This window comes from Thiomonas sp., from assembly GCF_054608695.1.
The window spans coordinates 37,426-61,841 of record NZ_JBTRXV010000002.1; the positions used below are offsets into that span (position 1 = coordinate 37,426).

Annotated in this window: 25 protein-coding genes, 1 tRNA gene and 1 pseudogene; 21 read left to right on the forward strand and 6 right to left on the reverse strand. The window is 62.1% G+C overall.

Annotated elements, in window-relative coordinates:
• The first annotated feature begins 1 nt into the window (after position 1).
• The 4 genes from ACYCUK_RS02200 to ACYCUK_RS02215 all read left to right on the forward strand — a co-directional run bounded on the left by ACYCUK_RS02200 (position 2) and on the right by ACYCUK_RS02215 (position 4,948).
• Positions 2–2,398: a 3-hydroxyacyl-CoA dehydrogenase/enoyl-CoA hydratase family protein gene (locus ACYCUK_RS02200; RefSeq protein ID WP_461593209.1), complete on the forward strand. Its 2,397-nt coding sequence runs from the start codon at positions 2–4 to the stop codon at positions 2,396–2,398.
• Between the two features lie 18 nt (positions 2,399–2,416).
• A complete protein-coding gene (locus ACYCUK_RS02205; RefSeq protein ID WP_461593210.1) occupies positions 2,417–2,842 on the forward strand; it encodes a PaaI family thioesterase in 426 nt (141 codons plus the stop codon).
• A 36-nt stretch (positions 2,843–2,878) separates the two neighbouring features.
• The gene (locus tag ACYCUK_RS02210; RefSeq protein ID WP_461593211.1) at positions 2,879–4,108 is read left to right on the forward strand and encodes an acetyl-CoA C-acyltransferase; all 1,230 of its coding nucleotides are present in this window, start codon (positions 2,879–2,881) and stop codon (positions 4,106–4,108) included.
• A 75-nt stretch (positions 4,109–4,183) separates the two neighbouring features.
• Positions 4,184–4,948, forward strand: a complete 765-nt coding sequence (locus ACYCUK_RS02215) for an enoyl-CoA hydratase (RefSeq protein WP_461593212.1) — start codon at positions 4,184–4,186, stop codon at positions 4,946–4,948.
• 33 nt (positions 4,949–4,981) lie between these two features.
• Here the strand turns inward: ACYCUK_RS02215 and ACYCUK_RS02220 are convergent, their stop codons facing one another.
• Positions 4,982–5,458 (reverse strand): tRNA (cytidine(34)-2'-O)-methyltransferase, encoded by a 477-nt coding sequence (locus ACYCUK_RS02220; RefSeq protein WP_461593213.1) that lies wholly within the window; start codon positions 5,456–5,458, stop codon positions 4,982–4,984.
• A gap of 38 nt (positions 5,459–5,496) precedes the next feature.
• A complete protein-coding gene (locus ACYCUK_RS02225; protein WP_461593214.1) occupies positions 5,497–6,213 on the reverse strand; it encodes a ComF family protein in 717 nt (238 codons plus the stop codon).
• 131 nt (positions 6,214–6,344) lie between these two features.
• On the opposite strand from ACYCUK_RS02225, the gene ACYCUK_RS02230 reads away from it, so the two are divergent.
• From ACYCUK_RS02230 to ACYCUK_RS02260, 7 genes and pseudogenes are all read left to right on the forward strand, one after another.
• A complete protein-coding gene (locus tag ACYCUK_RS02230) occupies positions 6,345–7,262 on the forward strand; it encodes a methyltransferase domain-containing protein (protein ID WP_461593215.1) in 918 nt (305 codons plus the stop codon).
• Between the two features lie 332 nt (positions 7,263–7,594).
• The gene (locus tag ACYCUK_RS02235; protein ID WP_461593216.1) at positions 7,595–8,089 is read left to right on the forward strand and encodes a DUF2244 domain-containing protein; all 495 of its coding nucleotides are present in this window, start codon (positions 7,595–7,597) and stop codon (positions 8,087–8,089) included.
• A gap of 42 nt (positions 8,090–8,131) precedes the next feature.
• A pseudogene (coxB, locus tag ACYCUK_RS02240) lies at positions 8,132–8,968 on the forward strand (cytochrome c oxidase subunit II); the annotation flags it as partial.
• Positions 8,969–9,055: 87 nt separating this feature from the next.
• Positions 9,056–10,684: a cytochrome c oxidase subunit I gene (gene ctaD, locus ACYCUK_RS02245; protein ID WP_461593217.1), complete on the forward strand. Its 1,629-nt coding sequence runs from the start codon at positions 9,056–9,058 to the stop codon at positions 10,682–10,684.
• A 23-nt stretch (positions 10,685–10,707) separates the two neighbouring features.
• On the forward strand, positions 10,708–10,812 hold the full coding sequence (locus tag ACYCUK_RS02250; RefSeq protein ID WP_461593218.1) for a cytochrome oxidase small assembly protein: 105 nt from the start codon (positions 10,708–10,710) through the stop codon (positions 10,810–10,812).
• A gap of 67 nt (positions 10,813–10,879) precedes the next feature.
• Positions 10,880–11,074 carry a DUF2970 domain-containing protein gene (locus ACYCUK_RS02255; protein ID WP_112488167.1) on the forward strand — a complete coding sequence of 65 codons (195 nt, stop codon included), beginning with the start codon at positions 10,880–10,882 and terminating at the stop codon, positions 11,072–11,074.
• Positions 11,075–11,090: 16 nt separating this feature from the next.
• Complete coding sequence (locus ACYCUK_RS02260) at positions 11,091–11,951, forward strand: cytochrome c oxidase subunit 3 (RefSeq protein WP_461593219.1); 861 nt, start codon at positions 11,091–11,093, stop codon at positions 11,949–11,951.
• A 68-nt stretch (positions 11,952–12,019) separates the two neighbouring features.
• On the opposite strand, the gene ACYCUK_RS02265 is transcribed toward ACYCUK_RS02260, so the two are convergent.
• A complete protein-coding gene (locus tag ACYCUK_RS02265; RefSeq protein ID WP_461593220.1) occupies positions 12,020–12,232 on the reverse strand; it encodes a twin transmembrane helix small protein in 213 nt (70 codons plus the stop codon).
• A 92-nt stretch (positions 12,233–12,324) separates the two neighbouring features.
• Between ACYCUK_RS02265 and ACYCUK_RS02270 the strand changes: the two genes are divergently transcribed.
• The 5 genes from ACYCUK_RS02270 to gluQRS all read left to right on the forward strand — a co-directional run bounded on the left by ACYCUK_RS02270 (position 12,325) and on the right by gluQRS (position 16,807).
• Positions 12,325–13,041, forward strand: a complete 717-nt coding sequence (locus ACYCUK_RS02270) for an SURF1 family protein (RefSeq protein WP_461593221.1) — start codon at positions 12,325–12,327, stop codon at positions 13,039–13,041.
• Positions 13,038–13,688 (forward strand): SCO family protein, encoded by a 651-nt coding sequence (locus tag ACYCUK_RS02275; RefSeq protein WP_461593222.1) that lies wholly within the window; start codon positions 13,038–13,040, stop codon positions 13,686–13,688. The genes ACYCUK_RS02270 and ACYCUK_RS02275 overlap by 4 nt, the downstream gene beginning before the upstream one ends.
• 128 nt (positions 13,689–13,816) lie before the next feature.
• Positions 13,817–14,872: a COX15/CtaA family protein gene (locus ACYCUK_RS02280; RefSeq protein ID WP_461593304.1), complete on the forward strand. Its 1,056-nt coding sequence runs from the start codon at positions 13,817–13,819 to the stop codon at positions 14,870–14,872.
• On the forward strand, positions 14,869–15,768 hold the full coding sequence (gene cyoE, locus ACYCUK_RS02285) for a heme o synthase (RefSeq protein WP_461593223.1): 900 nt from the start codon (positions 14,869–14,871) through the stop codon (positions 15,766–15,768). Before ACYCUK_RS02280 ends, cyoE begins: the two co-directional genes overlap by 4 nt.
• Before the next feature lie 130 nt (positions 15,769–15,898).
• Positions 15,899–16,807, forward strand: a complete 909-nt coding sequence (gluQRS, locus tag ACYCUK_RS02290; RefSeq protein WP_461593224.1) for a tRNA glutamyl-Q(34) synthetase GluQRS — start codon at positions 15,899–15,901, stop codon at positions 16,805–16,807.
• Between the two features lie 78 nt (positions 16,808–16,885).
• On the opposite strand, the gene ACYCUK_RS02295 is transcribed toward gluQRS, so the two are convergent.
• On the reverse strand, positions 16,886–18,319 hold the full coding sequence (locus ACYCUK_RS02295) for a DEAD/DEAH box helicase (RefSeq protein WP_461593225.1): 1,434 nt from the start codon (positions 18,317–18,319) through the stop codon (positions 16,886–16,888).
• A 79-nt stretch (positions 18,320–18,398) separates the two neighbouring features.
• Positions 18,399–18,475 (reverse strand) — tRNA-Ile (locus tag ACYCUK_RS02300).
• 121 nt (positions 18,476–18,596) lie between these two features.
• Between ACYCUK_RS02300 and ACYCUK_RS02305 the strand changes: the two genes are divergently transcribed.
• Together ACYCUK_RS02305 and ACYCUK_RS02310 are read left to right on the forward strand one after the other, a co-directional pair.
• On the forward strand, positions 18,597–19,034 hold the full coding sequence (locus tag ACYCUK_RS02305; protein WP_461593226.1) for a universal stress protein: 438 nt from the start codon (positions 18,597–18,599) through the stop codon (positions 19,032–19,034).
• Positions 19,035–19,046: 12 nt separating this feature from the next.
• On the forward strand, positions 19,047–19,577 hold the full coding sequence (locus ACYCUK_RS02310; RefSeq protein WP_461593227.1) for a GspH/FimT family protein: 531 nt from the start codon (positions 19,047–19,049) through the stop codon (positions 19,575–19,577).
• Between the two features lie 28 nt (positions 19,578–19,605).
• Here ACYCUK_RS02310 and hrcA read toward each other — a convergent pair whose 3' ends face one another.
• Positions 19,606–20,625 (reverse strand): heat-inducible transcriptional repressor HrcA, encoded by a 1,020-nt coding sequence (hrcA, locus tag ACYCUK_RS02315; RefSeq protein WP_461593228.1) that lies wholly within the window; start codon positions 20,623–20,625, stop codon positions 19,606–19,608.
• Between the two features lie 157 nt (positions 20,626–20,782).
• Between hrcA and ACYCUK_RS02320 the strand changes: the two genes are divergently transcribed.
• The 3 genes from ACYCUK_RS02320 (at position 20,783) to rapZ (ending at position 24,411) form a co-directional block, all read left to right on the forward strand.
• Complete coding sequence (locus tag ACYCUK_RS02320; protein ID WP_461593229.1) at positions 20,783–21,682, forward strand: NAD kinase; 900 nt, start codon at positions 20,783–20,785, stop codon at positions 21,680–21,682.
• A gap of 84 nt (positions 21,683–21,766) precedes the next feature.
• Complete coding sequence (recN, locus tag ACYCUK_RS02325; RefSeq protein ID WP_461593230.1) at positions 21,767–23,440, forward strand: DNA repair protein RecN; 1,674 nt, start codon at positions 21,767–21,769, stop codon at positions 23,438–23,440.
• Positions 23,437–24,411, forward strand: coding sequence for an RNase adapter RapZ (rapZ, locus tag ACYCUK_RS02330; RefSeq protein WP_461593231.1), 975 nt, complete (start codon positions 23,437–23,439; stop codon positions 24,409–24,411). The genes recN and rapZ overlap by 4 nt, the downstream gene beginning before the upstream one ends.
• Positions 24,412–24,416 lie beyond the last annotated feature (5 nt).

Genomic DNA, 24,416 nt, shown 5'->3' on the forward strand with positions numbered 1-24,416 from the left:
CATGACTTCCCGATTCCCGATTCGCCAGGTCGCCGTATTGGGCGCCGGCGTCATGGGCGCGCAAATTGCCGCCCATTGCATCAACGCCCGCGTGCCCGTCATCTTGTTCGACCTGCCCGCCAAGGACGGCCCGAAGAACGCCATCGCCGACAAGGCCGTGGCCAATCTGAAAAAGCTCAGTCCGGCTCCGTTCGGCCTGAATGACGACGCCGTGCAGATTCGCACCGCCAACTACGAAACCGACCTGCCGCTGCTGGCGGGTTGCGATCTGGTGATCGAAGCCATCGCCGAGCGCATGGACTGGAAGCACGACCTGTACAAAAAGGTCACGCCGCATCTGGCACCGCACGCCCTGTTCGCCAGCAACACCTCGGGCCTGTCGATCACGGCCTTGAGCGAAGGCTTCGATGCGGACTTGCGCGCGCGCTTTTGCGGCGTGCACTTCTTCAACCCGCCGCGCTACATGCCGCTGGTCGAACTCATCCCCACGCCGGCCACCGCGCCGGAGGTGCTGGACCAGCTCGAAGCCTTCCTCACCACCACCCTGGGCAAGAGCGTGGTGCGGGCGCTGGACACGCCCAACTTCGTGGCCAACCGCGTCGGTGTGTTTTCCATCCTGGCGGTGATGCACGAGGCCGAGCGCTACGGCCTGAGTTTCGACGTGGTCGACGACCTCACCGGAGCGAAACTCGGCCGCGCCAAGAGCGCCACCTTCCGCACCGCCGACGTCGTCGGCCTGGACACCATGGGCCATGTGATCAAGACCATGGCCGACACCCTGCCTGCGGACAAAGACCCGTTCGCCGCGCTCTACGCCACGCCGCCGGCGCTCAAGGCTCTGGTGGACAAGGGCGCGCTGGGGCAAAAAACCGGCACCGGTTTCTACAAGAAAGTGGGCCGCGACATCCTGCGCTTCGACCCCAAGGGCGGCGACTATGTGGCGGGTGGCGGCAAGGCCGATGAGATCGTCGCGCGCATGCTGAAAAAGCCCGCGGCCGAGCGCTTCAAACTGCTGCGCGAATCGACCAACCCACAGGCGCAATTCCTCTGGGCCGTGTTCCGCGATGTGTGGCATTACATCGCCGTGCATCTGGGCGCGGTGGCCGACAACGCCCGCGACCTGGACTTCGCCATCCGCTGGGGCTTCGGCTGGAACGAAGGCCCGTTCGAGAGTTGGCAGGCTGGCGGCTGGAAGCAGATCGCCGACTGGATTGCCGAGGACATCGCCGCCGGCCGCGCGCTGTGCAGCGCGCCGCTGCCGGATTGGGTGGCGCAGATCGACGCCGTGCACAAACCCGAGGGTTCGTGGTCGGCCGCCGAAGGCCGCTACAAGCCGCGCCGCGAACTGCCGGTGATGGCGCGGCAGCTGTTTCCGCAAACCGTGCTCGGCGAGGCCGCGGGTGATCCTGCCAAGGCGGGTGCCACGGTGTTCGAGGATGAATCCATCCGCCTGTGGACGGCGCCCGGTTTCGACGACGTGCTGGTGGCCAGCTTCAAAACCAAGATGCACACCATCGGTCCCGGTGTGGTGGCCGGTTTGCACAAGGCGGTGGAGGAAGCCGAGCTTCGCTTTGCCGGCCTGGTGGTGTGGCAAACCGCCGAGCCTTTCTCCGCCGGCGCCGATCTGCAAGCCATGTTGCCGGCCTTCATGGCCGGTGGCTCCAAGGCCATCGAGCCCGAGGAAAAGAAGCTGCAGGACGTGATGCTGCGCCTGCGCTATGCCCAGGTGCCGGTGGTGACCGCGGTGCGCGGCCTGGCGCTGGGCGGTGGCTGCGAGCTGGCCGCCTACACCGCGCGCCGCGTGGCGGCGCTGGAAAGCTATGTCGGCCTGGTGGAAGTGGGCGTGGGCCTGATTCCGGGCGGCGGGGGACTCACGTATCTCGCCCGTCGAGCCAGTGAGCTGGCGCAGGCCAATGGCGGCAGCGCCGACGTGCTGGCCTTCCTCAAGGCGCTGTACATGCAGCCGGCCATGGCGGCGGTGTCCAAGTCGGCCATCGAGGCACGGCAGATGGGCTATCTGCTGCCGGAGGACGTGATCGTGCTGCACAAGGACGAACTGCTGCACGTGGCCTGCTCGCAGGCGCGTGCGCTGGCCGACAGCGGCTGGCGCCCGCCGCTTGCGGCGCGCATCACCGTGGCCGGGCGCAGCGGCACCGCCACCATCAAGAGCCAGCTCGTGAACATGCGCGACGGCGGCCAGATCAGCGCCCACGACTTCGCCCTCGGTGCCGCCGTGGCCGAGGTGATGTGCGGTGGCGAGGTCGATGCCGGCAGCGTGGTCGACGAAGCCTGGCTGATGCGCCTGGAGCGCGAACGCTTCTGTGCCCTGCTCGACAACCCCAAGACCCAGGAACGCATCATGGGCATGTTGCAAACCGGCAAGCCGGTGCGCAACTGAGCCCCTGGACGCCGTGCGATGAGCACCATGCTCGATCTTGGCCGCGCCGTGCTGGCGCAGCAGCCTTTCAGTGCGCTGATGGGCGCGGAGCTTGTTGCCTATGAAGCCAACCGCGCCATCCTCGAATTGCCGCTGCGCCCCGAGTTGCTGCAGCAGAACGGCTTTGCCCATGGCGGCGTGCTGTGCTACTTGGCCGATAACGCCCTCACCTTCGCCGGCGGCAGCGCGCTTGGGTCCGCGGTCGTGACCTCGGAGTTCAAGATCAATTATCTGCGTCCCGCGCTTGGCGAGCGGCTTTGCGCCGAAGCCAGCGTGGTGCATGCCGGACGCAGCCAGGCTGTTGTTCGTTGCGAGATTTTTGCCGCGCAGGGAGCGCAGCGCAAGGTGTGCGCCGCTGCCCAAGGAACCATCACCCACCTGGCTGCGCCGCGCAAGCAGGGCTGAGCCAGATCGAACCCGTAGCCGAATCAGGAGACCCCTATGTCCCGCCAAGTTCAAGACGCTTACATCGTCGCCGCCGCGCGCACGCCCATTGGCAAATCGCATCGCGGCATGTTCCGCAACACCCGCCCGGAAGATCTGCTGATCGCCGCCATCCACGCCGCGCTCAAGCAGGCGCCGGGGCTGGATCCGGCCGCCATCGAAGACGCCATCATCGGCTGTGCCATGCCCGAGGGCGAGCAGGGGTTGAACATGGCGCGCATCACCGCGCTGCTGGCCGGGCTGCCGAATTCGGTCGGCGGGGTCACGGTCAACCGCTTCTGCGCATCGGGCGTCACCGCCATCCAGATGGCGGCCGACCGCATTCGCGTCGGCGAGGCCGACGTCATGCTGGCTGGCGGCGCCGAGAGCATGAGCATGGTGCCCATGAGCGGCAACAAACCCTCGTTCAACCCACTGGTGTTCGCCCGCGACGAGAACGTCGGCATTGCCTACGGCATGGGCCTGACCGCCGAGAAAGTGGCGCAGCAGTGGAAGGTGAGTCGCGAGCAGCAGGATGCGTTCGCGCTGCAATCGCACCAGCGTGCGATGGCGGCGTTTGCCGCCGGCGAATTCAGCGACGAGATCGTGCCGATCGACATCATCGACCGCCAACCCGACCTGGCCAGCGGCAAAGTGGTCGAGCGCCGCCGCACCGTCGACCTGGATGAAGGCCCGCGCGCCGATACCTCGCTCGAAGCCCTCGCCAAGCTGCGCCCGGCCTTCGCCTCGCCCAAAGACCCCACGGGCAAAGCCACCGGCATGGGTAGCGTCACGGCGGGCAACAGCTCGCAAACGTCGGACGGCGCCGGCGCCCTCATCCTGGCGTCCGAAGCGGCGGTCAAGCGCTACAACCTGCAGCCGCTGGCGCGCTTCGTCAGCTTTGCCTCGCGCGGCGTGCCGCCCGAGATCATGGGCATCGGTCCGATCGAAGCCATTCCCGCAGCGCTCAAGGCCGGCGGGCTCAAGCTCGGCGACATCGGCTGGATCGAGCTGAACGAAGCCTTCGCCGCGCAGTCCCTCGCCGTCATCAACACCTGCGGGCTGGACCCGGCCAAGGTCAACCCATTGGGCGGCGCCATCGCCCTCGGCCACCCGCTCGGTGCCACCGGCGCCATCCGCGCGGCCACCGCCATTTACGGCATGCGCCGGCGCAAGCTGAAGTACGGCATGGTGACCATGTGCGTGGGTACCGGCCAGGGCGCGGCCGGCATTTTCGAGCTGGTCTGAGCCCCGGCAGGGCCTGTGCCCGCAGCCCTGCGCAACATCAATGCCTTCAACGACCATCCATCCGGAGCGGCCACCATGTCCGAAATCCTCGCCCATCTTGAGCATGGCGTGCTGAGCCTGACCTTCAACCGGGTCGAGAAAAAGAACGCGCTCACCAGCGCGATGTACGCCGCACTGGCCGACCATCTGGAGCAGGCCGCCGGCGACGCGCAGACCCGGGTGCTGGTCATCCAGGGCCAGGAGAGCCTGTTCACCGCCGGCAACGATGTGAGCGAGTTCCTGCAGCGCCCGCCCGCCAGCATGGAGGCGCCCGTGTTCCGTTTCCTGCGCGCCATCGCCGACTTTCCCAAGCCTGCCCTTGCCGCCGTCTGCGGGCCTGCAGTGGGCATCGGCACCACCTTGCTGCTGCATTGCGACCTGGTCTACGCGGGCGATAACGCACTGTTCTCGCTGCCTTTCGTCAACCTGGGTCTGTGCCCCGAGGCCGCGTCCAGCCTGCTGCTGCCGCTGCGCATCGGCCATGCGGCGGCAAACGAAAAGCTGCTGTTCGGCGAGCCGTTCACGGCCGACGAGGCGCAGGAACTGGGTTTGGTCAATCGCGTGCTGCCGCCGTCCGAGGTCAACGCCTTCGCCTTGCAACAAGCGCGCAAGCTCGCGGCCAAGCCGCTGGCTTCGTTGATGGTCACCAAAACCCTGCTGCGCCAGCCGCAGCGCGCAGCGGTGCATGCCATGATCACTGAAGAGGCGGGCCACTTCGAGCGTTTGCTCAAGGGCCCGGCAGCGAAAGAAGCATTCGGCGCTTTTTTGGCCAAGCGCAAGCCGGATTTCTCCGGGCTCTGACGTTTGTGGTTGGTGCTGTTGCGCTGACCGTGGTCAGCCACCACCTGCGTAACCGCATTGCCGCCAGGCCTCGAACACCCCGACCGCGACCGCGTTCGACAGATTCAGGCTGCGCTGCCCCGGGCGCATCGGCAGGCGCAGGCGCTGCGGCGGCGCGAAGTCGCTCAGCACCTCGGCGGACAACCCGGCGGTCTCCGCGCCGAACACCAGCCAATCGCCGGGCTGGAAGCTGGCCTGCCCAAGCAGCGTGCCGGCGAACTTGGTGAAGGCGAACATGCGTGGCGCATCGGCCAGGTTTTGCGCGCTGTGCCGCAGTGCGGCCCAATCGCGATGCACGCGCAACTCGGCGTATTCGTGATAGTCCAGACCGGCGCGCCGCAATTGCTTGTCGTCCAGCGAGAAGCCGAGCGGCTCGACCAGATGCAACGCGCATCCGGTGTTCGCCGCCAGGCGGATGACGTTGCCGGTGTTGGGTGGAATTTCGGGATGGACGAGGACGATGTTGAACATGAGGGCGCAAGGGACAGGGTTGCAGCGGTGGGCGACGCTCAGCCCGGTGGCGGCGTCCGCAAGGCGACAGCCACGCTGACCTCTGCTGCCCCTGCGCGCAGCAGCACCGAGGCGGCTTCACCCAGCGTGCTGCCGGTGGTCATCACGTCGTCGATCAGCACCACATGTTGAGCCTTCAATGGGCCTGGTGCGGCGAAGACGCCGCGCACGTTCTTGGTCCTAAGCGCCAGCGGCAGGCGGCTTTGCGGCGGCATCTCGCGCACGCGCATCAAGACGTCGCTGCGCGCCGTGACGCGAAGCTCCCGAGCGAAAGTGCGCGCCATTTCCCATGCCTGGTTGTAGCCGCGCTGCTGCAGCCGCGCGGGCGACAAGGGGATGGGCAGCACAAGGCCGGGCAGGGGGTGGCCAGCGGCACGCCAGTGCGCGGCGAGCAGTTGGCCCAGCCAATGGCCGATGGCCGGCTCGTTGCCGAATTTCAGGCGCTGAATCAAGCGGTCGATGGGCACGCCATAGTCGCCCAGGGTCAAGGTGCGGATGTAGGGTGGGGGCGATCGCAGGCAGACACCGCAGGTGAAGCCGCCCGCTGCCAGCGCAAGGCCGCAATGGCTGCAGCGTGGCTCGATGCCACCGAGGTATTGGCCCGTGCAGGGTTTGCACAGCGTCTGGCGCGAGGGCAGGGCGCAAATCTCACACAAACCCGCCGGACGCAGGGCTGCGCCCATGCGTTCCAGCAGCGAGGCGGGCGTCGTTGGCATACGCGAACTATATTGCGCACCCAGATCTCTCCAGGAAACGCCGGGTCGTTCCCGCGTTTCCTGGACCCCCTCGGAGGCGTCCGCTTGCGGACTTCTGGGGCGTTCATCACTTCAAAACTTCAGCGAGCCATATGTCCACGCCTCCCACTGCGCCGGTCCAGGGCCTGCAGCCTGGCACAGTTTCCGCGCGGGATCGGCTGGCCCGCAGGCCAGCGCCCTTCATCTGGCAAGAGGCCGCTCGCCGCATGGCCGAGCGCTTGCCGCTGCTCAAGTTGCAACCCCAGTCCGTGTTCGACATGGGCTGCGCCTGGGGCGATGGCCTTGCCTTGCTGCGTCAGCAATACGCTCGAGCGCAGATCGTCGGAGTGGAGCCGTCGGCCTTGCTGGCCGATGCGGCGCGCAAGGCCCATGCGGGTCGAAGCTGGCTGCGCGGCCTGCGTGGTCAAGGCCGAACCGAGGTGATCGCGGCGCCATTGTCGGGGCCGATTGGCGCGCAGACAGTACTTCCTGCGGCGCAGATGCTGTGGTCCAACCTTGCCTTGCCTTGGGTTGCCGAATTGGACGCCATGTTCGCCGCCTGGCACCGCGCTTTGCTGCCAGACGGTGTGTTGATGTTCACCACGTTCGGGCCTGACACGCTGCGCGAATTGCGACGAGCGGAATGCCGCGATCTAGGCGTTATCCCACCCACATACCCCGACATGCATGACTTGGGTGACATGCTGGTGCACCAAGGCTTCGCAGAACCCGTGATGGACATGGAGATGCTGCATCTGCGCTATGCCAGCCCCAAAGACGCGCTGGCCGAACTCGCCGAGTTGGGAAGGCCGGTACACGCGGCCGTTGCGCATGGTTTGCGTACGCCCCGGCAGTGGCAAGCCTTGCAGCATGCGCTGCTCAACCAGGCGCAAGCGGCGGGTCGCACAGAAGTCGGGCTCAGTTTCGAGCTGGTCTACGGCCATGCATTCAAACCCGCAACCCAACCAGCTCGCGCGGGTGTGGCCAGCTTCCCACTGGAGCAATTGCGGGCGACCGGGCGCAAACGCTGATCGGCACCAATGTTGGCCTTCTGCTTGGCGTCAATACGGGGAAATTCCCGAAGCCGGGCCGGTGCCTTGCTGGCATGATGTGAGGCGGTGGCAAATGACGTGCTTTGCCTCTGTACGCGCAAGATTGTTGTATCTCAGGAACGTGATGAGTGGCGAGCGGTGTTGATTGTGAGCAAAATCAGTGCAAATGACCCCATGCCCCCCGCCATGGCGGGGCTCCATCTCTATAATTCGACGCTAATACGTTTGTGCTGGATTGGTGTTGAGCAAGATCAATACCTGGAAAGAGGTTGCAGTTTTTCGGCGTCTGCAAGCGAAACGAGGTGATCCACATGGCTGCGCAGTTGGTGAGCACCCTCGATTTCGGCCTGCTCGGCGCGCCATCTGAGCAAGATGGTGCGCTGGTGTGGCTGTTCAAGCGCAACTGTTCGATCAGTCCCAAGCAGTTGCTCGGTTTTTTCGCCTCCCTGGCGCTCGTCTCGTCATTCGTGGCGCTGATGTGCTGGGAAGGCGGCGCGACATTGGTGCCGCCGTTTACGGTGTTGGAGCTATTGGCGTTTGGCGCGGCGTTGTATGTCTATGCGCGCCACGCGGCGGATCGCGAACGGGTGACGGTATCGGCGCAGTCGCTGGTGGTGGAGTGGGAAAATGCCGGCCGCGTCGAGCGGGCCGAGTTCAACCCGCGGTGGGCGAGAATTGTGGTGAACGAGAAGGGCATGGTCGAAATTTCAGGGTCGGGCAAGCAGGCTTTCATGGGCCGCTACACCCGGCCCGATCGGCGCGAGAAATTGGCTCGCGACTTGCGCCGTGCATTGCTGGCAGTTTGAGCCAAACTGCTCGAACCATTTCAAAACTAGGTGACATCCAAGATGAAACAGTTGAAGTACTACCTGACTGCGGCCTCGGCCCTGTTCGTCTCCACGGCCTTTGCCGATCAAAGCCTGCCGGGCGGTCCGCAAGTCAACGGCATCGATTTCCAGCACCCCGTCACCAGCATCGCGCGTGACGAGCGCGACCTCAACTACATGGTCATGCTCATCTGCCTGGCCATCGGTGTCCTCGTCTTCGGTGTGATGTTCTATTCGGTGTTCAAGCACCGCAAATCCAAGGGAGCCGTGGCTTCCCAGTTCCACGAAAGCACCACGGTCGAAATCGCCTGGACCATCGTTCCGCTGCTGATCGTGATCGCCATGGTCATCCCCGCGACCAAGACCGTGGTGGCGCAGCAAAACGTCTCCGATTCGTATCTCACCATCAAAGTGACGGGTTATCAGTGGAAGTGGGGCTACGACTATGTCGACGGCCCCGGCAAGGGCATTTCGTTTTATTCCACGCTCACCACGCCGATGTCGGAAATCTACGGCAACGCCCCCAAGCCCAACAACTACCTCCTGGCTGTTGACCATGACCTGGTTGTGCCCGTCAACCAGAAGATCCGCATTCTCACCACATCCATGGACGTCTTGCATGGTTGGTATGTGCCATCGTTCGGGGTGCAGATGGACGCCATCCCCGGCTTCATTCGTGAAACCTGGTTCAAGGCCGATCAAGTGGGCACTTACTACGGCCAATGTGCCCAGGTTTGCGGCAAAGGCCATGCCTTCATGCCGATCGTGGTCAAGGTCGTATCCCTGCCGGATTACGCGGCATGGGTCAAAACTGAGCAAGCCAAGTTGAAGAAAGACGGCGGAGCGCTGGCGCCGTCGGGCGCGACAAGTTAAGCGTCGCCTGATTTAGCTGTCTTGACCCAATAACGATCTTAATAATTAATGTATTTTTGCTAGGAGTGCAGCATGAGCGCAGTGCTTGATCCAGTCCATGCCCCAGCCCACGTCGGGGATCATGCCCATGACCATCCGCACGGGTGGCGCAGATGGGTGTTCTCCACCAACCACAAAGACATCGGCACGATGTATCTGGTGTTTGCTTTGTGGATGTTGTTCGAGGGTGGCATTCTGGCGATGGGCATCCGCGCAGAACTCTTCAAGCCGGGGATTCAGTTCCTGAATCCCCAGTTGTTTCTGTCGTTCTCGACGATGCACGGCATCATGATGATTTTCGGTGCCGTGATGCCCGCCATGGTGGGCTTCGCCAACTGGATGATTCCGCTGCAGGTCGGCGCGCCCGACATGGCTTTTCCGCGGCTCAATAACCTGAGCTTTTGGATGCTGATCCCCGCGGCCATTTTGCTCACATCATCATTCTTCGTCCCCGGCGGAGCACCTGATGTCGGCTGGACGCTCTATGCGCCGCTGACCATTCAGCAAGGGATGGGCATGGACCTCGTGATTTTTGCGATTCACATCATGGGTGCCTCATCCATCATGGGTTCCATCAACATCATCGTCACCATCCTGAACATGCGCGCTCCCGGCATGACCTTGATGAAGATGCCGCTTTTTTCATGGACCTGGCTGATCACGGCTTATCTGCTGATTGCCATCATGCCGGTACTGGCCGGCGCGGTGACCATGACACTGACCGACCGCCACTTCGGAACCAGTTTCTTCAGCGCTGCCGGCGGCGGCGACCCCGTGCTCTACCAGCATCTGTTCTGGTTCTTCGGGCACCCCGAGGTTTACGTGATGATTTTGCCCGCTTTCGGCATCGTTAGCGCTGTGGTACCGACCTTCGCCCGCAAACCACTGTTTGGCTACAGTTCGATGGTCTATGCATCGGCTTCGATTGCCATTCTCTCGTTCATCGTGTGGGCACATCACATGTTCACTGCTGGCATGCCCGTCACTGGCCAGTTGTTCTTCATGTACGCCACGATGCTGATCGCTGTGCCCACGGGCGTTAAGGTATTCAACTGGGTTGCCACCATGTGGCGCGGTTCGATGACTTACGAAACGCCCATGCTCTGGGCCATTGGGTTCATCTTCGTCTTTACCTTTGGTGGTTTCTCCGGGCTTGTGCTGGCGCTGGCACCGATCGATACCTATGTGCATAACACCTACTACGTGGTCGCTCATTTTCACTACGTCTTGGTTGCAGGCTCGCTGTTCGCCATTTTCATGGGTTACTACTACTGGTCGCCCAAATGGACGGGATTGATGTACAACGAAACAGCCGGGAAAATCCATTTCTGGGCTTCGATGATCACTTTCAACGTGACCTTCTTCCCGCAGCATTTGCTGGGCCTGGCCGGCATGGTGCGTCGCTACGCTGACTACCCGGTGCAGTTCACCGACTTCAACATGATTTCCTCGATCGGTGCTTTCGGCTTCGGTCTGTCACAGGCTTACTTCCTGTTTGCCGTTGTGATTCCGATGTTCCGCGGCCAAGGCGAGAAAGCGCCACAGCGCCCATGGGATGGAGCTCATGGCCTGGAATGGGAAATTCCTTCACCAGCCCCCTTCCACACTTTTGAAACACCACCCAAGCTCGATGCCACTGCAACTAAAATTCTCGGTTATTGAGATTGTTTGTGGGCAATCATGACATGTCTCCCGAAAAGCGCCGCCAAAACCTGAGATTGGCACTCGTGCTCCTTAGTATCGTGGGCGTGCTTTTCCTCGGTTTTGTTTTCAAGTGGTCATTTTTGTAATGATATTTGAATAATATTAGTATCTCGCCATCCGTGCTTGCATAAAAGCGAATTCAGGGTCGCTGAATTGCGTAAATTCCTCTCGGCATTCAAGGCTATTGCCTGGGCGTTTCTAGGCATCCGTAAATCCAAAGATCGTGAGAATGATTTTGCGCAACTTAATATCCTTCATATAATCATTGCGGGCTTGATCTCGGCGGCAGTATTTATCGGCATACTCATCAGCATCGTACATTGGGTCGTACTCAAATCGAATCCATAAGGAAGAGGAAGGCAATATGTCCACACACGCACAGCCAAAAGGCTATTTTTTGCCAGGCCCATCGGCATATCCTGCCATGGCGGCAACTGGCGCGCTTACTATGGCGTTCGGATTGACATTCTGGTTCAACGGCGTCCCCCACGGCGATCTGTTATTTTTTCTTGGCTTTTTCTTTTTCGTATTTACCAAATTTCGCTGGTTCGGGAAAACCATTTCAGAAAGCGAGGCTGGCAAACATAACCTCGCAGTTGATACGTCCTTTCGTTGGAGTATGAGCTGGTTTATTTTTTCCGAGGTCATGTTTTTCGCGTCGTTTTTTGGCGCGCTCTATTATTCCCGGGTCTATTCGCTGCCGGATCTTTCGGCTTTGCACAGCAAAATTCTCTGGCCAGCCTTCACGGGGGCTTGGCCCAGCGTGGGCCCCGCAGGTCTGATTCCAAGCATCAAAGAAGCCATGGATCCTTGGCCCATCCCCACAATCAATACGGCTTTGCTGCTGTCCTCGGGCCTGACGTTAACGATTTCTCACCACGCTCTTCGCGCAAGTCACCGGAAAAATGCAATTTTCTGGATGGTGCTGACTCTGATATTGGGCTTCACATTTTTATTATGCCAAGCCTATGAATATCATCATGCCTATGAAGTTTTAGGTATCAAGCTGTCATCGGGTATTTATGGTTCGACCTTTTTCATGCTGACCGGCTTCCACGGATTCCATGTGTTTTTGGGTGGAACCATGCTGTCGGTCGTTCTGTTTCGACTCATCCGCGGTGACTTCACAGCCGAGCATCACTTCGGATTCGAGGCAGCGGCGTGGTATTGGCACTTTGTCGACGTGGTCTGGTTGCTGCTCTACGTCTTGGTCTATTGGCTCTGAATCGATTCGCCACCATGAAAAAACGCCGCAGCAAGCGGCGTTTTTTCGTCAGGTTTAACGGTACGGGCTTACCGACCCGAAACTGGAAAATCTGCTGGATGAATCCAACCCATTTTGTAACTAATAATGATGAAGAGGAATAGCAAAATGGAAAAGCCGATCCGGAATGTGAGTGCATTGACGGCGCGGTTAGTTTTGCCCTTGTCCTTCATGACGAAATACAAACCAGAGAATAGACTGGCCAGGATCAGAATGAAGGCGATGACGATGACGATTTGCAAGTTGAACTCCTTCATCTGATTTGATGTCTACGTCGATGCTCCCGCCATCGAAGTCACCTGCGCCAGAGCCCCTGCTCAAGACGCGGGAAATCGTGACGTTGATTCTGGCACTGGCTCTGATCGTGGCGACGGCCTTGCTGGGGCGGTGGCAACTCCATCGGGCCGAGTACAAGAAGGCTTTGACGGCGCGCATCGCCGAGCGAATGCAAGCACCGCCGATCATCCAGGCCGGACATGCGCTTGATTTTAAGCCCAATGAATGGCGTCACGTCATCGCTCGTGGCGAATATTCCACCGGCTGGACCATTTATTTGCAAAATCGTCAACACAATGATCAGCCTGGATTTTGGGTGTTGACGCCGTTGCACATCACGGGAAGTCAGACTTATGTCATGGTGATGCGTGGCTGGGTGCCGCGTAACTTCGACGCCATCAATTTATTGCCGAAAGTGCAGACGCCACAGGGGATGACGCAAGTTGACGGGCGCATAGCACCGGCACCCTCGCAGTGGTTTTCTTTCGCGCCCGACCCGCCTGGGGCGGTGATCCGCCAAAATGTTGAGCTCGCTCAATTTGCAAAATATCACAATATCAAGATGCTGCCCTATGTCATTCAGGAAATGGGGGGCGAAAAGGATGGTCTTGTGCGTAATTGGCCACAGCCCGATGTCGGCATGTACACCAATTATGGTTATGCCTTTCAGTGGTATGCAATGACCGCGCTTGGCTTGGGCCTCACCATTTATTTTCTGGGAAAGCGCGTGCGCGACCGATCCAGATCTTTAACCCGTAAGGAGTTGCATTCGTGAGTGAAAACTCGACCACAGCCAGCCAAATCGGCCCCCAGGGAGAGAAGCCACGCAAGCGGAGCATGTTCACGTTCTGGATGGTCGTATTGGTCACGGCCGCGCCATTCGTTGCAAGTACTTTTTTTTTCTTCGTCATCAAACCTCAAGGTAAGCCGCCATATGGCGAACTGATCCAGCCGCAGCGACAGGTCCCGCAACTTCAACTGGCGACCCTGACCGGTAAATCGGTCGACCTGCGCAAATACAACGGCTATTGGTTGATGATCGTCGCAGGACCAGCGGCCTGCGGCAAATCTTGCCAGTCACTGCTCTACGACATTCGGCAATTCTTCATTGCAGCCGGAGATGACCGTTATCGTGTCGCACGCATCTGGCTGGTGACGGATTCCGGCCCCGTCAACCCTGGAGTATTCGAGCCCGCTGAGGGCACCGTCATCCTGCGTGCTCAGCCCGATCAACTCAAGCAGTGGTTGCCACTTGCGCCCGGGGAGCATCTTGAAGGGCCGATCTGGCTGGTCGATCCGCTCGGAAACTTGATGATGCGTTTTCCCTCCAATCCGGACCCGCTGAAAACCTTGTCCGTGTTCAAGAAACTGCTCTATAACACGGCAGGGTGGAAGGCCAAGCATCTGGAGCCTTTGCCATGAGCGCAACCCTGAACACCATGACCAATCTGTCCACTGCAGTTCCTACCGTGTGGTCCTTCTCACTGCACTGGTTGCAGGCTGGTATGTGGGTGGGTGGGCTGGTGCTGATCTTGTGGGCAGCTTTCCGCATGCGCTGGCCCAAGCTGGTCGCACTGCTGGTATTCCTCACCATGGATCTCGTGATGTTCGGCGCTTTCGTGCGCCTGACCGACTCAGGCCTCGGCTGCCCAGACTGGCCTGGCTGCTATGCCCATTTCACGCCAGCGCAGGCGCATCACCAAATCAATGAAGCCGTGGCCGAGCAGGGCGGCACGCAAGGCAATGTCAGTCCATTCAAGGCTTGGGTCGAGATGATCCACCGCTACGTGGCCACCATCATCGGCACGCTCATCCTGGCCATGGCCATTCGCGCAAGCTGGGCTCGCAAGCATGGCAAGCAGATTGCTTTGGGATTGCCATTTTTATTGCTGGGCTGGGTCATCTTGCAGGGGTTGTTCGGCGCCTGGACCGTCACGCTGCTTCTCACGCCTCTGATCGTGACTCTGCACCTGATGGGCGGCATCATCCTGCTGATGCTTGCGGTCTGGTTCTGGATGCAAAATCGGTCCGATCTGCCGAAGGTTCCCACAACTGTGCTCACGCGGACCTTGGTGTGGGCCGCCATGCTGACGATGCTGTGGCAAATTTTCCTGGGTGGATGGGTCAGTGCCAATTACGCGGCTTTGGCCTGCACTGGTTTTCCGACCTGCAACGGCAGTTTCCAGCCCGATGCCAATTGGGCGCAGGGCTTCACCTTCTGGCGCAACCTGGGAGAGAACCCCAATGGCTCGGCCATCTCCTTGCAGGCGCTGGTTGCCATTCAGTGGGGACACCGTTTATTCGCAGTTTTGACGTCCATCATCGTGCTTGCCGCCACCTGGCGCATGAGCCGCTACCGCGAATTGCGCAAACTGGCTCTGTGGATTTCTGGCCTGCTGTTCGTGCAGATCGCCCTGGGCGCCAGTGTGGTGATTTTTGCCCACCCCTTGGAGTTGGCCGTCGCTCATAATGGTGTCGCAGCTTTGATGATGCTTTTGTTGACTATCGCTGTTTATCGGGTCAGCCGTCCCGAATCGCGCAGGCTCGTCATTGACGATGCAGCGCTTGTTCCCGTCACGCTTCAACGCGCACACGTCAAGCCATGAAGACCTCCACCCTGCCCCGCCCTCCCGGGCTGCTCCACTCCATCAAGCAGCTCTATGCCCTGACCAAGCCGCGCGTGGTGCAACTCATCGTCTTCTGCGCCGTGATCGGCATGTTTCTTGCCGTGCCGGGCTTGCCCGAGTGGAGGCCGCTGGTCTTCGGCACCCTGGGTATCTGGCTGGTCGCCAGTGCAGCGGCTGCATTCAATTGCCTGGTGGAACAGAAGATAGACGCGGTGATGCGCAGAACATCCTGGCGCCCTTCGGCGACAGGTGAATTGGGCACATCGTCCATCATTGCCTTTTCTGGCGTTTTGTGCGCGGCTGGGATGCTGCTGCTCTACACCCAGGTGAACGCCTTGACGATGTGGCTCACCTTTGGCACTTTCATCGGTTACGCCGTTGTCTACACGGTGCTGCTCAAACCAGCGACACCGCAGAACATCGTCATTGGTGGAGCCTCGGGAGCCATGCCGCCTGTGCTGGGTTGGGCCGCCATGACCAATCACGTCTCGGCGCAGGCGCTCATTCTGTTCCTCATCATTTTTCTGTGGACGCCGCCACATTTCTGGGCTTTGGCTTTGTACCGAACCGACGACTATAAAAAATCCGGACTTCCGATGTTGCCGGTGACGCATGGATCCGAATACACCCGGCTTCAAGTCTTGCTCTACACCCTGGTGCTCACGGCCGTGTCGCTCATGCCGTTTGCCATGCATATGAGCGGGCTGGTCTATGCCATTGCCGCCGTGGTACTCGACGCCATTTTCATCGCCTACGCCTGGGAGCTCAAGCAACGCTATAGCGACTGGCTCGCACGCAAGACGTTTCGCTATTCCATCATCTACCTGTCCTTGTTGTTTGCAGCGATGCTGCTGGACCACTACATCAAAATTTGATTCTGGGAATGCCGTGCCGTCTGGTTAGCCGCCGTATTTCGGCGGCTTTTTTCTGGGGACTCGGGTGGGTTCGAGTGCCGACGCCGCGCCATCATGCCCACCACATGGCTCGGCCGAATCTCAGGCTGCGATGAGCTATATCGGCCGTTTTGCACCCTCGCCAACGGGCCCGTTGCATGCCGGCTCCTTGCTGGCTGCGCTGGCGTCCTGGCTCGATGCGCGCGCGCATGGCGGCCAGTGGCTGGTACGCATCGAAGATGTCGACAAGCCACGTTGCAAACCAGGTGCAGATCGTGAGATCTTGCGGCAGCTTGCCGAGTGCGGGTTGATCCCCGATGCGCCAGTGCTGTGGCAATCGCAGCGAGGGCTGGCGTATCAATCGGCGCTCGATAGCTTGCTGGTGAACAACAGAGCCTATGCCTGCGCTTGTTCGAAAAGCGAGATCGACCAGGTTTTACGGTCTCGAGGGCTGATGCTTCGACGCGGCGAGGAGCGCGTGTATCCAGGCACTTGCAGCGTGGGGCTTGGGGGGCGTCAACCCAGGGCTTGGCGATTGCGCTTGCCTGAGCCAGCTGAGGCACTGGTGCATTGGGAAGACGGACGTCTTGGTGCTCAAACCGAACAGGTCGATCAGACCGTGGGTGATTTCGTGCTCAAGCGCGCCGACGGGCCGTGGGCTTACCAATTGGCCGTGGTGGTGGACGACGCCGCCCAGGGGGTTAGTCATGTGGTGCGCGGCGAAGACATGGCCGCTTCCACCGCGAGGCAAATCCTTCTGCAGCGTGCATTGGAGCTACCCACGCCGATCTATCACCATATCGCCTTGTTGCACGATGCCCAAGGCCGCAAGCTGTCCAAGCAAAACGGCGCAGAAAGCCTCATGCCTGGCTATGCCGCGGTCCGGGATGCAATCCGAATGCTGGGGTTGACGCCTGCAGGAACAACGCTCGGGGAGTTGCTGGAGCACGCCAAGCGTCAATGGCTTGCGCGCCAGCACCAGGCCACATCCAGCCTGTCAGCGCGGCGCGAGCAACGCTAGGGCCGTTCCCGTGCGAGCATCCAGAAAAGACGAGGTCTGGGCTGCAAGGTTGGCAAATGTGTCGGGGCTGTGTTGCCTCTACTTGGCTGAGGGCTTGCCCCCCAGCAACGCAGCAAGTGCGCGACGTGGGCGAATGTTGGGGGACATGGCACCACGAGCCGGCATGGCCAGGTTGTCTTCCCAAATGGGCTGCGCGTTGGGGTCGGCTTCATAGGGTTTATCGAACCAGGCATCGCGTGGTCCAGACCGGTGGCTGCTGGCCGCACGGGCCAGAGCCGGGGTGGACGACTCAGCTGATTTTTCCGGATGAACCGGCCGGCGGCTGGGGCGAGGCTCCACCGCGAGACTGCGAACTTCAATGCCGCGCTTGATCAGTTTTTCGATATCACTCAGCGAGCGGCTGTCGCGCTCGGTCGCCAAGGTGATCGCCAAGCCCGAAGCTCCGGCGCGTCCTGTGCGGCCAATGCGGTGCACATAATCTTCCGCGCTGAAAGGCACGTCGTAGTTGATCACGCCCGGTAACTCGACAATGTCCAATCCTCGCGCCGCAACGTCGGTCGCCACGAGTACGGAAACCTCATTGCGCTTGAAGGCGTCCAGCGTCGCCAGGCGTTCGGCTTGAGACTTGTCGCCGTGCATCGCTTGCGCTTTCAGGCCGTCGCGTTCGAGGATGCGGGCCAGCCGGCTGGCACCCAGGCGGCTGTTGACGAACACAATGGTTTGCTTCAAATCATGTTCGCGCAACAACTGGAGCAGGGCGGGGTGTTTGCTGTCTTCGCTCACCTTGTAGACCAGTTGTTCCACATTCGTGGCCGTGGCATTGGGGCGCGCCACCTCCACGAGCACCGGATCTTGCAAATAACTCTGCGCCAGGCGTCTGATTTCAGTCGAGAAGGTCGCCGAAAACAGCAGGGTGGTACGCGCTTTGGGCAGGAATGCCAGGATGCGCTGCAAGTCCGGCAAGAAGCCGATATCGAGCATGCGGTCAGCTTCGTCAAGCACGACGAACTGCACCTGAGCCAGGCTGACGGTCTTGGCTTCGAGATGATCAAGCAGTCGCCCCGGGGTCGCCACCAGCATTTCCACGCCCAGTCGAAGCGCAGCCTTCTGCGGGGCCATGTCCATGCCACCGAATACGCAGGCGCAACGCAGCGGCGTGTGGCGCGCATAAGACTGAATATTGCTGAAGACCTGATCCGCCAGTTCGCGGGTTGGCGTCAGGACCAGTGCCCGCACCGGATGTCTTGCGGGCGACACACTGCTCGTTGCCAGCGGCAGCAATTTCTGGAGGATGGGCAGTGAGAACGCTGCCGTCTTGCCCGTGCCGGTCTGTGCCGCTCCCATCACGTCGCGTCCCGACAGCACGATGGGAATGGCACGCTCCTGAATGGGCGTCAGACTCTCGTACCCCATATCAGTCACAGCCTTCAGCAAGCGCGCATCGAGCCCGAGGTCGCTGTAGCGTTGAGCGGGCTGGAGATTGGCTTCCAAGGCAGTGGACTGGTCGTTCATCAAGGCGGGGGGTTGTCTGAGGGGAAAACCCGAATTATGCGCCTGAACAACGACTTCCAAACATGCGGGTCTTGAATCGTGGTAGGCCGTGTTGGACTTGAACCAACGACCAAAGGATTATGAGTCCTCTGCTCTGACCAACTGAGCTAACGGCCCGAATTGCCGCCCAGGGCCGCAACGTTTTGATTCTAAGGGGTCGATGGGTTCAGCTGGATTTTGTGGGCGCAGGCGAAGAAAAATATTGTAGGCGAAGGGACGGTTTGTCATAATTGGATACATGAAGCAGCCCATCCGCCTCTTACTGCCTGTCGATGGCTCGGTCTATACAAGGCGGGCACTAGATTTTGTTCTGAGCCGCCAAGAGTGGTGGCGTGAACCGCCGTTTTGCGTTTTGCTGCATGTCGAGTCGCCTGTGGGTACGGCGCTTGCCAGGTCTTATCTGTCGCGAGACATGCTCGACAGTTACTACGCCGAGCAGAGCGAGGCGGTGCTAGCGCCTGCGCGTGCAAGCCTGCAGGCCGCTGGGTTGCAGTTGGAGGCGCACCATCGTCACGGAGATGCGGCAGCGCAGATCGTGAAGTTCGTCCGCGAGCACGAGATCGATTTGGTCATGATGGGTTCGCACGGCCATACGGCGCTCAGCGGCATGGCGCTGGGATCGGTCACGACCAAGGTCATTGCGTCTTCCAGCATTCCCGTGCTGATCGTGCGCTGAACGGTTGCACGCATGGGCTCGATCAAGCAAGCACAGTTCGGCATCACGCTGGTCGAGTCACTGGTTGCGGCGGCGCTTTTGGCGGTCTTGCTGGCGGTCGCCCTGCCGGGGTATCGCGCCATGATCGACACCAACCGCCTGAGTGCAGGTGTCAACGCCTTCTCGGGTAGCTTGCAACTGGCCAGGTCCGAGGCCGTGCGGCGAGGGCAGAGGGTCACGCTGTGCGTGAGCGATGATGGTAAGAGCTGCAGTTCAACGGGTGGTTGGCATCGGGGCTGGATCGTGTTCCATGATGCCGACGGCAATGCCCAACGCGATCCCAGCGAGGCCTTGATTCAGGCACAGGCAGCCCGGCAGTTTCTTTCCATCCGTGGCAATCAGCCTGTTGCACGCTATGTTTCTTATACCGAGCATGGCTGGCCGAGACTGGTGACGGGTGCTTTGCAGATGGGAACTCTCACGTTCTGCCTGCCCGGGATAGCGGGCCACAGCCTGATCCTGTCGAGCGCGGGGCGGGCCAGATTGAGCGACGCGGTTTGCTGAGACGCTCGACAGCTCGAGTGTCAGCGCCTCAGCGCTGGCTCAGTGCATTGCCCACCAGCTTGGCGGTGATGTCCACGATCTGAATCATGCGGTCGTAGGCCATGCGGGTCGGGCCAATCACGCCCAGGGTCCCCACCACCTGGCCATCGACTTCGTAAGGCGAGGTAATGATGGAAAGCTCCTCGAACGGCACCACGTCGTTCTCGCCGCCAATGTAGATGCGCACGCCCTCGGCCCGCGCCGAAACGTCCAGCAGCTTGAGCAGATGTGATTTTTGCTCGAACAAGTCGAACAGCCGGCGCAGGCTGGCGAGGTCGTTCGACAGGTCGTCAACTTTCAGCAATTGCTGCTGCCCGGAGATGACCACCTGGTCTTGCTGCTCGGCCGCAGCCTGGCTGCCCACAGCCACGGCGGCCTGCATCAGCGTGACGATTTCACCCCGCAGGTGCTCCACCTCGCCACGCAGTTGCGCGCCCACCTGCTCGAAACTCAGGCCGCTGTAATTGGCATTCAGATAATTCGCCGCTTCCACGAGTTGGCTCTGGGCGTAGGGCTGGTCGGACAGGATGATGCGGTTCTGCACATCGCCGCCCGAGTCCACCAGGATGACCAGGATGCGCTGCTCCGACAGGCGCAGGAACTCGATGTGGCGGAAGGCGGCGCTGCGCCGCGGGCTCATCACCACGCCGACGAAATGCGACAGATTCGAGAGCAACTGCGCCGCTTGCACGATCACCTTCTGCGGCTCCACCGTGGCCAATTGCGTCTTGAAACTCTGCTCCAGTTCGTCGGCCGCCGACATGGGGCGGGCCGTGAGCATGGTGTCGACGAACAGGCGGTAGCCGCGCGGCGTGGGCACGCGCCCGGCCGAGGTATGCGGGCTGGTGATCAGGCCCAGGTCTTCCAGGTCGGACATCACATTGCGGATGGTGGCTGCCGACAACTCCAGCCCCGAGGCACGCGACAAGGTGCGCGACCCCACCGGCTGACCGTCGGCGATATAGCGTTCGATCAGGGTCTTGAGCAGGACTTGGGCGCGTTGATCCATGGCCATCCGATTTTAGGAGCGCAGCCAGGCGCGCGGCAGACATACCCTCCCGGCGCTTGGTGGCGCGGGGCTGTGCTGTAATTCAAGACGCCGCCCCGGCATTCGCTGTCTTTGCACGATCGGCACCCATCGGCCCACACGGTTCAACACAGCACTCATGCCCATTTCCGCATTCCAACAGGCCATTCTGATCGGCAAGTATCAGGCCGTTGGCGTCAGCCGAACTTTGGCGGAAATTGGTGCCTGGCTGGCAGAGAACGGGGTCGAGGTCATGGTCGAGCAGCAAACGGCGCAGCACGGCGATCTTCCCGGTTATGCCGAACTCAGCCTGGCGGAAGTCGGCCGACGCGCAACTGCTGGTGACTGGGTCGCGGTGGTGGTGGGTGGCGACGGAACCATGCTGGGCGCTGCGCGTCAGCTCGCGCCGTTCGGCGTACCGCTCATGGGCATCAATTCCGGCCGCCTCGGCTTCATCACCGATATCGCCGAGCCCGATTGGCGCCAGGCGCTCACGTCGATGCTGGCAGGGCATTTCGAGCGCGAATATCGCGCCATGCTTACCGGCGAGATCATGCGCGGCGGCCAGCGCATCTTCGACGGCATCGCCATCAACGACGTGGTGGTCAACCGCAGCGGCGCCACCGGCCTGGTCGAGTTGCGCGTGGACGTGGACGGGCGCTTCATGTATGTGCAGCGCGCCGACGGGCTCATCGTCGCCACGCCCACCGGCTCCACCGCCTACGCCATGTCGGCCGGCGGCCCCATCCTGCATCCCAGCCTTCCCGGGCTGGTGCTCGTACCCATTGCCGCGCACACCTTGTCGAACCGGCCCATCGTGCTGCCGGAGCACGTGCGCATCGACATCGAGGTGGTGTCGCCGAAGGACGTGGGCGTGAACTTCGACATGCAGCATTTCGCCGACCTGCTCGGCGGCGACCGCATCAGCCTGCGCACCGCGCCGCATCACGCCGTGTTCCTGCACCCGCCGGGCTGGAGCTATTTCGCCACGTTGCGCAAGAAGCTGCACTGGCATGAAATCCTCGGCGCCGAGGGCTAGCATGCATCGCCGTTCCTCACGACCTTGCGCGGCCTTTGCCGTGCCCCACCGCATGGCTGCGCCTGAGGCTGACTGACCATTCCCATGCTGCGCCGCCTGCATATCCGCGATTTCGTGCTCGTCGCCGAACTGGAACTCGAACTCGGCGCCGGCTTCACCGTGCTCACCGGCGAGACCGGTGCCGGCAAGTCCATTCTGATCGACGCGCTCAAACTGGCTCTGGGCGAGCGGGGCGATGCCACGGTGCTGCACCCCGGCAGCAGCCGCGCCGAGATCAGCGCCGAATTCGACGCCACCCCGGAGCTGACCGGCTGGATGCATGAGCAGGGCTTCGAACCGCAGGACGGCGTGCTGCTGCGCCGCGTGATCGACGCTCAGGGCCGCTCGCGCGGCTACATCAATGGCAGCCCCGCCACGCTCACGCAGTTGCGCGCCGCCGGGGCGATGTTGGTCGACATTCACGGCCAACATGCCTGGCAAAGCCTGGCCCGCAGTGGCGCCGCGCGCGAGCTGCTCGACGCCCATGCCCAGGCCGCCGAAGCGGCCCGAGCTTGTGCGACAGCGTGGCGCCAGTGGAAGAATCTGAGCGAGCGGCTTGACGCGGCCCGCTCGGATGCCGGCCGCCTGCAAGACGAGCGCGAGCAACTGGCCGCGCAACTCGCCGAGCTTGCGCGCTTGGCGCCCCAGCCGCAGGAGTGGGAGCCGCTGAATGCCGAGCACCACCGCCTGGCGCATGCGGCTGAACTCATCGAGCACCTGCAGGCCGCCGAGCAACTGCTGGACGATGACGAGACCGGCACGTCGCGCCAACTGGCCCGCGCCCATCAGGAGTTGCATGCGGCCAGCCAGATCGACGCCAATCTGGCCGGGCTGATCGAACAGCTCGAATCGGCCCAGTCCTTGGTGCAAGACCTGGCACACGAGTTGGCGGCAAAGCTTCGGCAGACCGAACTCGACCCCCGTCGGCTGGAGGAGGTGGATGCGCGGCTGTCCGCCTGGCTTGGGCTGGCGCGGCGTCATCGCGCGCCGCCAGGAGAATTGCCTTCGTTGTGGCAAAGCCTGCAAGCCAAACTCGCCGAACTGGAGCAGGGCACCGATCTACCCGCGCTGGAACGCCAAGTCGAGGCGGCCGACAAGGCCCTGCGCCAGGCCGCAGCGCAACTCAGCGCCCTGCGCGCCGCCGCTGCCCCCAAGCTGGCTCAAGGCGTGCAACAGCAGATGCAAAGCCTGGGCATGAAAGGCGGCCGCTTCGAGATCGCGCTGCAGCCGCTGGAGGCGATTCAAGCCCAAGGCGCCGAGGATGTGGAACTGCTCGTGGCGGGCCATCCCGGAGCTGTGTTGCGGCCCATGGCGCGGGTTGCGTCGGGCGGGGAACTCTCGCGCATTGCCCTGGCGGTGGCCGCAACCACGTCGGCACAGCAACCCGTGGGCACCCTGATCTTCGATGAGGTGGACGCCGGCATCGGCGGCGCCGTCGCCCACACCGTTGGCCGTTTGCTCGCCGCTCTGGGTGAGAGCCGGCAGGTGCTGGCCGTGACCCATCTGGCGCAGGTCGCAGCCTGCGCGGGTGGGCATCTGCAGGTCAGCAAGCAGAGCGCGGGTGAGGCGACGCAAAGCCGTATGCAGCGCCTGGATGTGCCGCAGCGCGTTGGCGAGATTGCGCGCATGCTGGGCGGCGACGCAGCGTCCGCCGTCGCCCAGGCGCATGCGCGCGAACTGCTGCAATCCGCGTCGAACCCGAGTCAGTTGCAAACATGAACGACACCACCAGCCGCGGCATCGACGAAACAGCCACCCAGTCACAGCGCATCCAGCTTGTGCTCCTCTCCGGCGTGTCCGGCTCGGGTAAATCCATCGCCCTGAATGCCCTGGAAGACGCCGGCTACTACTGTGTCGACAATCTGCCGCCGCAACTGGTGGACCAGCTTCTGGCCGTGGCCACCGAGTCCGGCCACACCCATCTGGGCATCGCCATGGATGTGCGCAGCGCCGACAGCCTGGGCCTGCTGCCAGCGCTGGCGCGCCGCCTGCGCCAGCGCTGCGACCTGCACTTCATCTATCTCGACAGCACCACCGACATGCTGGTGCAGCGCTTTTCCGAAACGCGCCGCGCCCACCCGCTGACAGCGCGCGGGCTGGCCCCGGTGGCGCCCGACCAGCCCTTGCCGTTTTCGGCGCCATCGCTGATCGAGGCCATCGAACTCGAGCGCGAGCTGCTGGCGCCCGTGGCCTCATTGGGCCTGCACATCGACACCAGCGGCCTGCGCCCTGCGCAGCTGCGTTCCTGGGTGCGCCAGGCCGTAGGCGTTGGCGCCTCCCGGCTCACGCTGCTGTTCGAGTCTTTTGCCTTCAAGCGCGGCGTGGCCCTGGATGCGGATTATGTGTTCGACGTGCGCATGCTGCCCAACCCGCACTACGACCCATCCCTGCGCGGCCTCACCGGGCGCGACGCCCCGGTGGCCGACTACCTGCGCAGCCAGCCCGCCGTCATGCGCATGCTCGACGACATCACCGGCTTCCTGCAACACTGGCTGCCCGCAATGGCCGAGGACCAGCGCAGCTATGTGGTCGTTGCCGTGGGTTGCACCGGCGGCCAGCACCGTTCGGTGTTTCTCGCCGAGCAACTCGGCAAGCACTTCGCCGCCGAGTACAGCGTGCTGGTGCGCCACCGCGAACTCGACGCCGCGGACAGCATCGGCACGGCAGCTCGTCAGTCAGGCGGGGCTTGATGATG

Coding starts and splice junctions, on each gene's coding strand:
- rapZ (WP_461593231.1), top strand. CDS start 23,437: ATGAACGACACCACCAGCCGCGGCATCGACGAAACAGCCACCCAGTCA.
- ACYCUK_RS02280 (WP_461593304.1), top strand. CDS start 13,817: ATGCGCTGGCCCAAGCTGGTCGCACTGCTGGTATTCCTCACCATGGAT.
- ACYCUK_RS02310 (WP_461593227.1), top strand. CDS start 19,047: ATGGGCTCGATCAAGCAAGCACAGTTCGGCATCACGCTGGTCGAGTCA.
- ACYCUK_RS02200 (WP_461593209.1), top strand. CDS start 2: ATGACTTCCCGATTCCCGATTCGCCAGGTCGCCGTATTGGGCGCCGGC.
- ACYCUK_RS02295 (WP_461593225.1), bottom strand. CDS start 18,319: ATGAACGACCAGTCCACTGCCTTGGAAGCCAATCTCCAGCCCGCTCAA.
- ACYCUK_RS02230 (WP_461593215.1), top strand. CDS start 6,345: ATGTCCACGCCTCCCACTGCGCCGGTCCAGGGCCTGCAGCCTGGCACA.
- ACYCUK_RS02205 (WP_461593210.1), top strand. CDS start 2,417: ATGAGCACCATGCTCGATCTTGGCCGCGCCGTGCTGGCGCAGCAGCCT.
- ACYCUK_RS02235 (WP_461593216.1), top strand. CDS start 7,595: ATGGCTGCGCAGTTGGTGAGCACCCTCGATTTCGGCCTGCTCGGCGCG.
- hrcA (WP_461593228.1), bottom strand. CDS start 20,625: ATGGATCAACGCGCCCAAGTCCTGCTCAAGACCCTGATCGAACGCTAT.
- ACYCUK_RS02210 (WP_461593211.1), top strand. CDS start 2,879: ATGTCCCGCCAAGTTCAAGACGCTTACATCGTCGCCGCCGCGCGCACG.
- ACYCUK_RS02250 (WP_461593218.1), top strand. CDS start 10,708: ATGTCTCCCGAAAAGCGCCGCCAAAACCTGAGATTGGCACTCGTGCTC.
- recN (WP_461593230.1), top strand. CDS start 21,767: ATGCTGCGCCGCCTGCATATCCGCGATTTCGTGCTCGTCGCCGAACTG.
- ACYCUK_RS02260 (WP_461593219.1), top strand. CDS start 11,091: ATGTCCACACACGCACAGCCAAAAGGCTATTTTTTGCCAGGCCCATCG.
- ACYCUK_RS02320 (WP_461593229.1), top strand. CDS start 20,783: ATGCCCATTTCCGCATTCCAACAGGCCATTCTGATCGGCAAGTATCAG.
- cyoE (WP_461593223.1), top strand. CDS start 14,869: ATGAAGACCTCCACCCTGCCCCGCCCTCCCGGGCTGCTCCACTCCATC.
- gluQRS (WP_461593224.1), top strand. CDS start 15,899: ATGAGCTATATCGGCCGTTTTGCACCCTCGCCAACGGGCCCGTTGCAT.
- ACYCUK_RS02225 (WP_461593214.1), bottom strand. CDS start 6,213: ATGCCAACGACGCCCGCCTCGCTGCTGGAACGCATGGGCGCAGCCCTG.
- ctaD (WP_461593217.1), top strand. CDS start 9,056: ATGAGCGCAGTGCTTGATCCAGTCCATGCCCCAGCCCACGTCGGGGAT.
- ACYCUK_RS02215 (WP_461593212.1), top strand. CDS start 4,184: ATGTCCGAAATCCTCGCCCATCTTGAGCATGGCGTGCTGAGCCTGACC.
- ACYCUK_RS02220 (WP_461593213.1), bottom strand. CDS start 5,458: ATGTTCAACATCGTCCTCGTCCATCCCGAAATTCCACCCAACACCGGC.
- ACYCUK_RS02305 (WP_461593226.1), top strand. CDS start 18,597: ATGAAGCAGCCCATCCGCCTCTTACTGCCTGTCGATGGCTCGGTCTAT.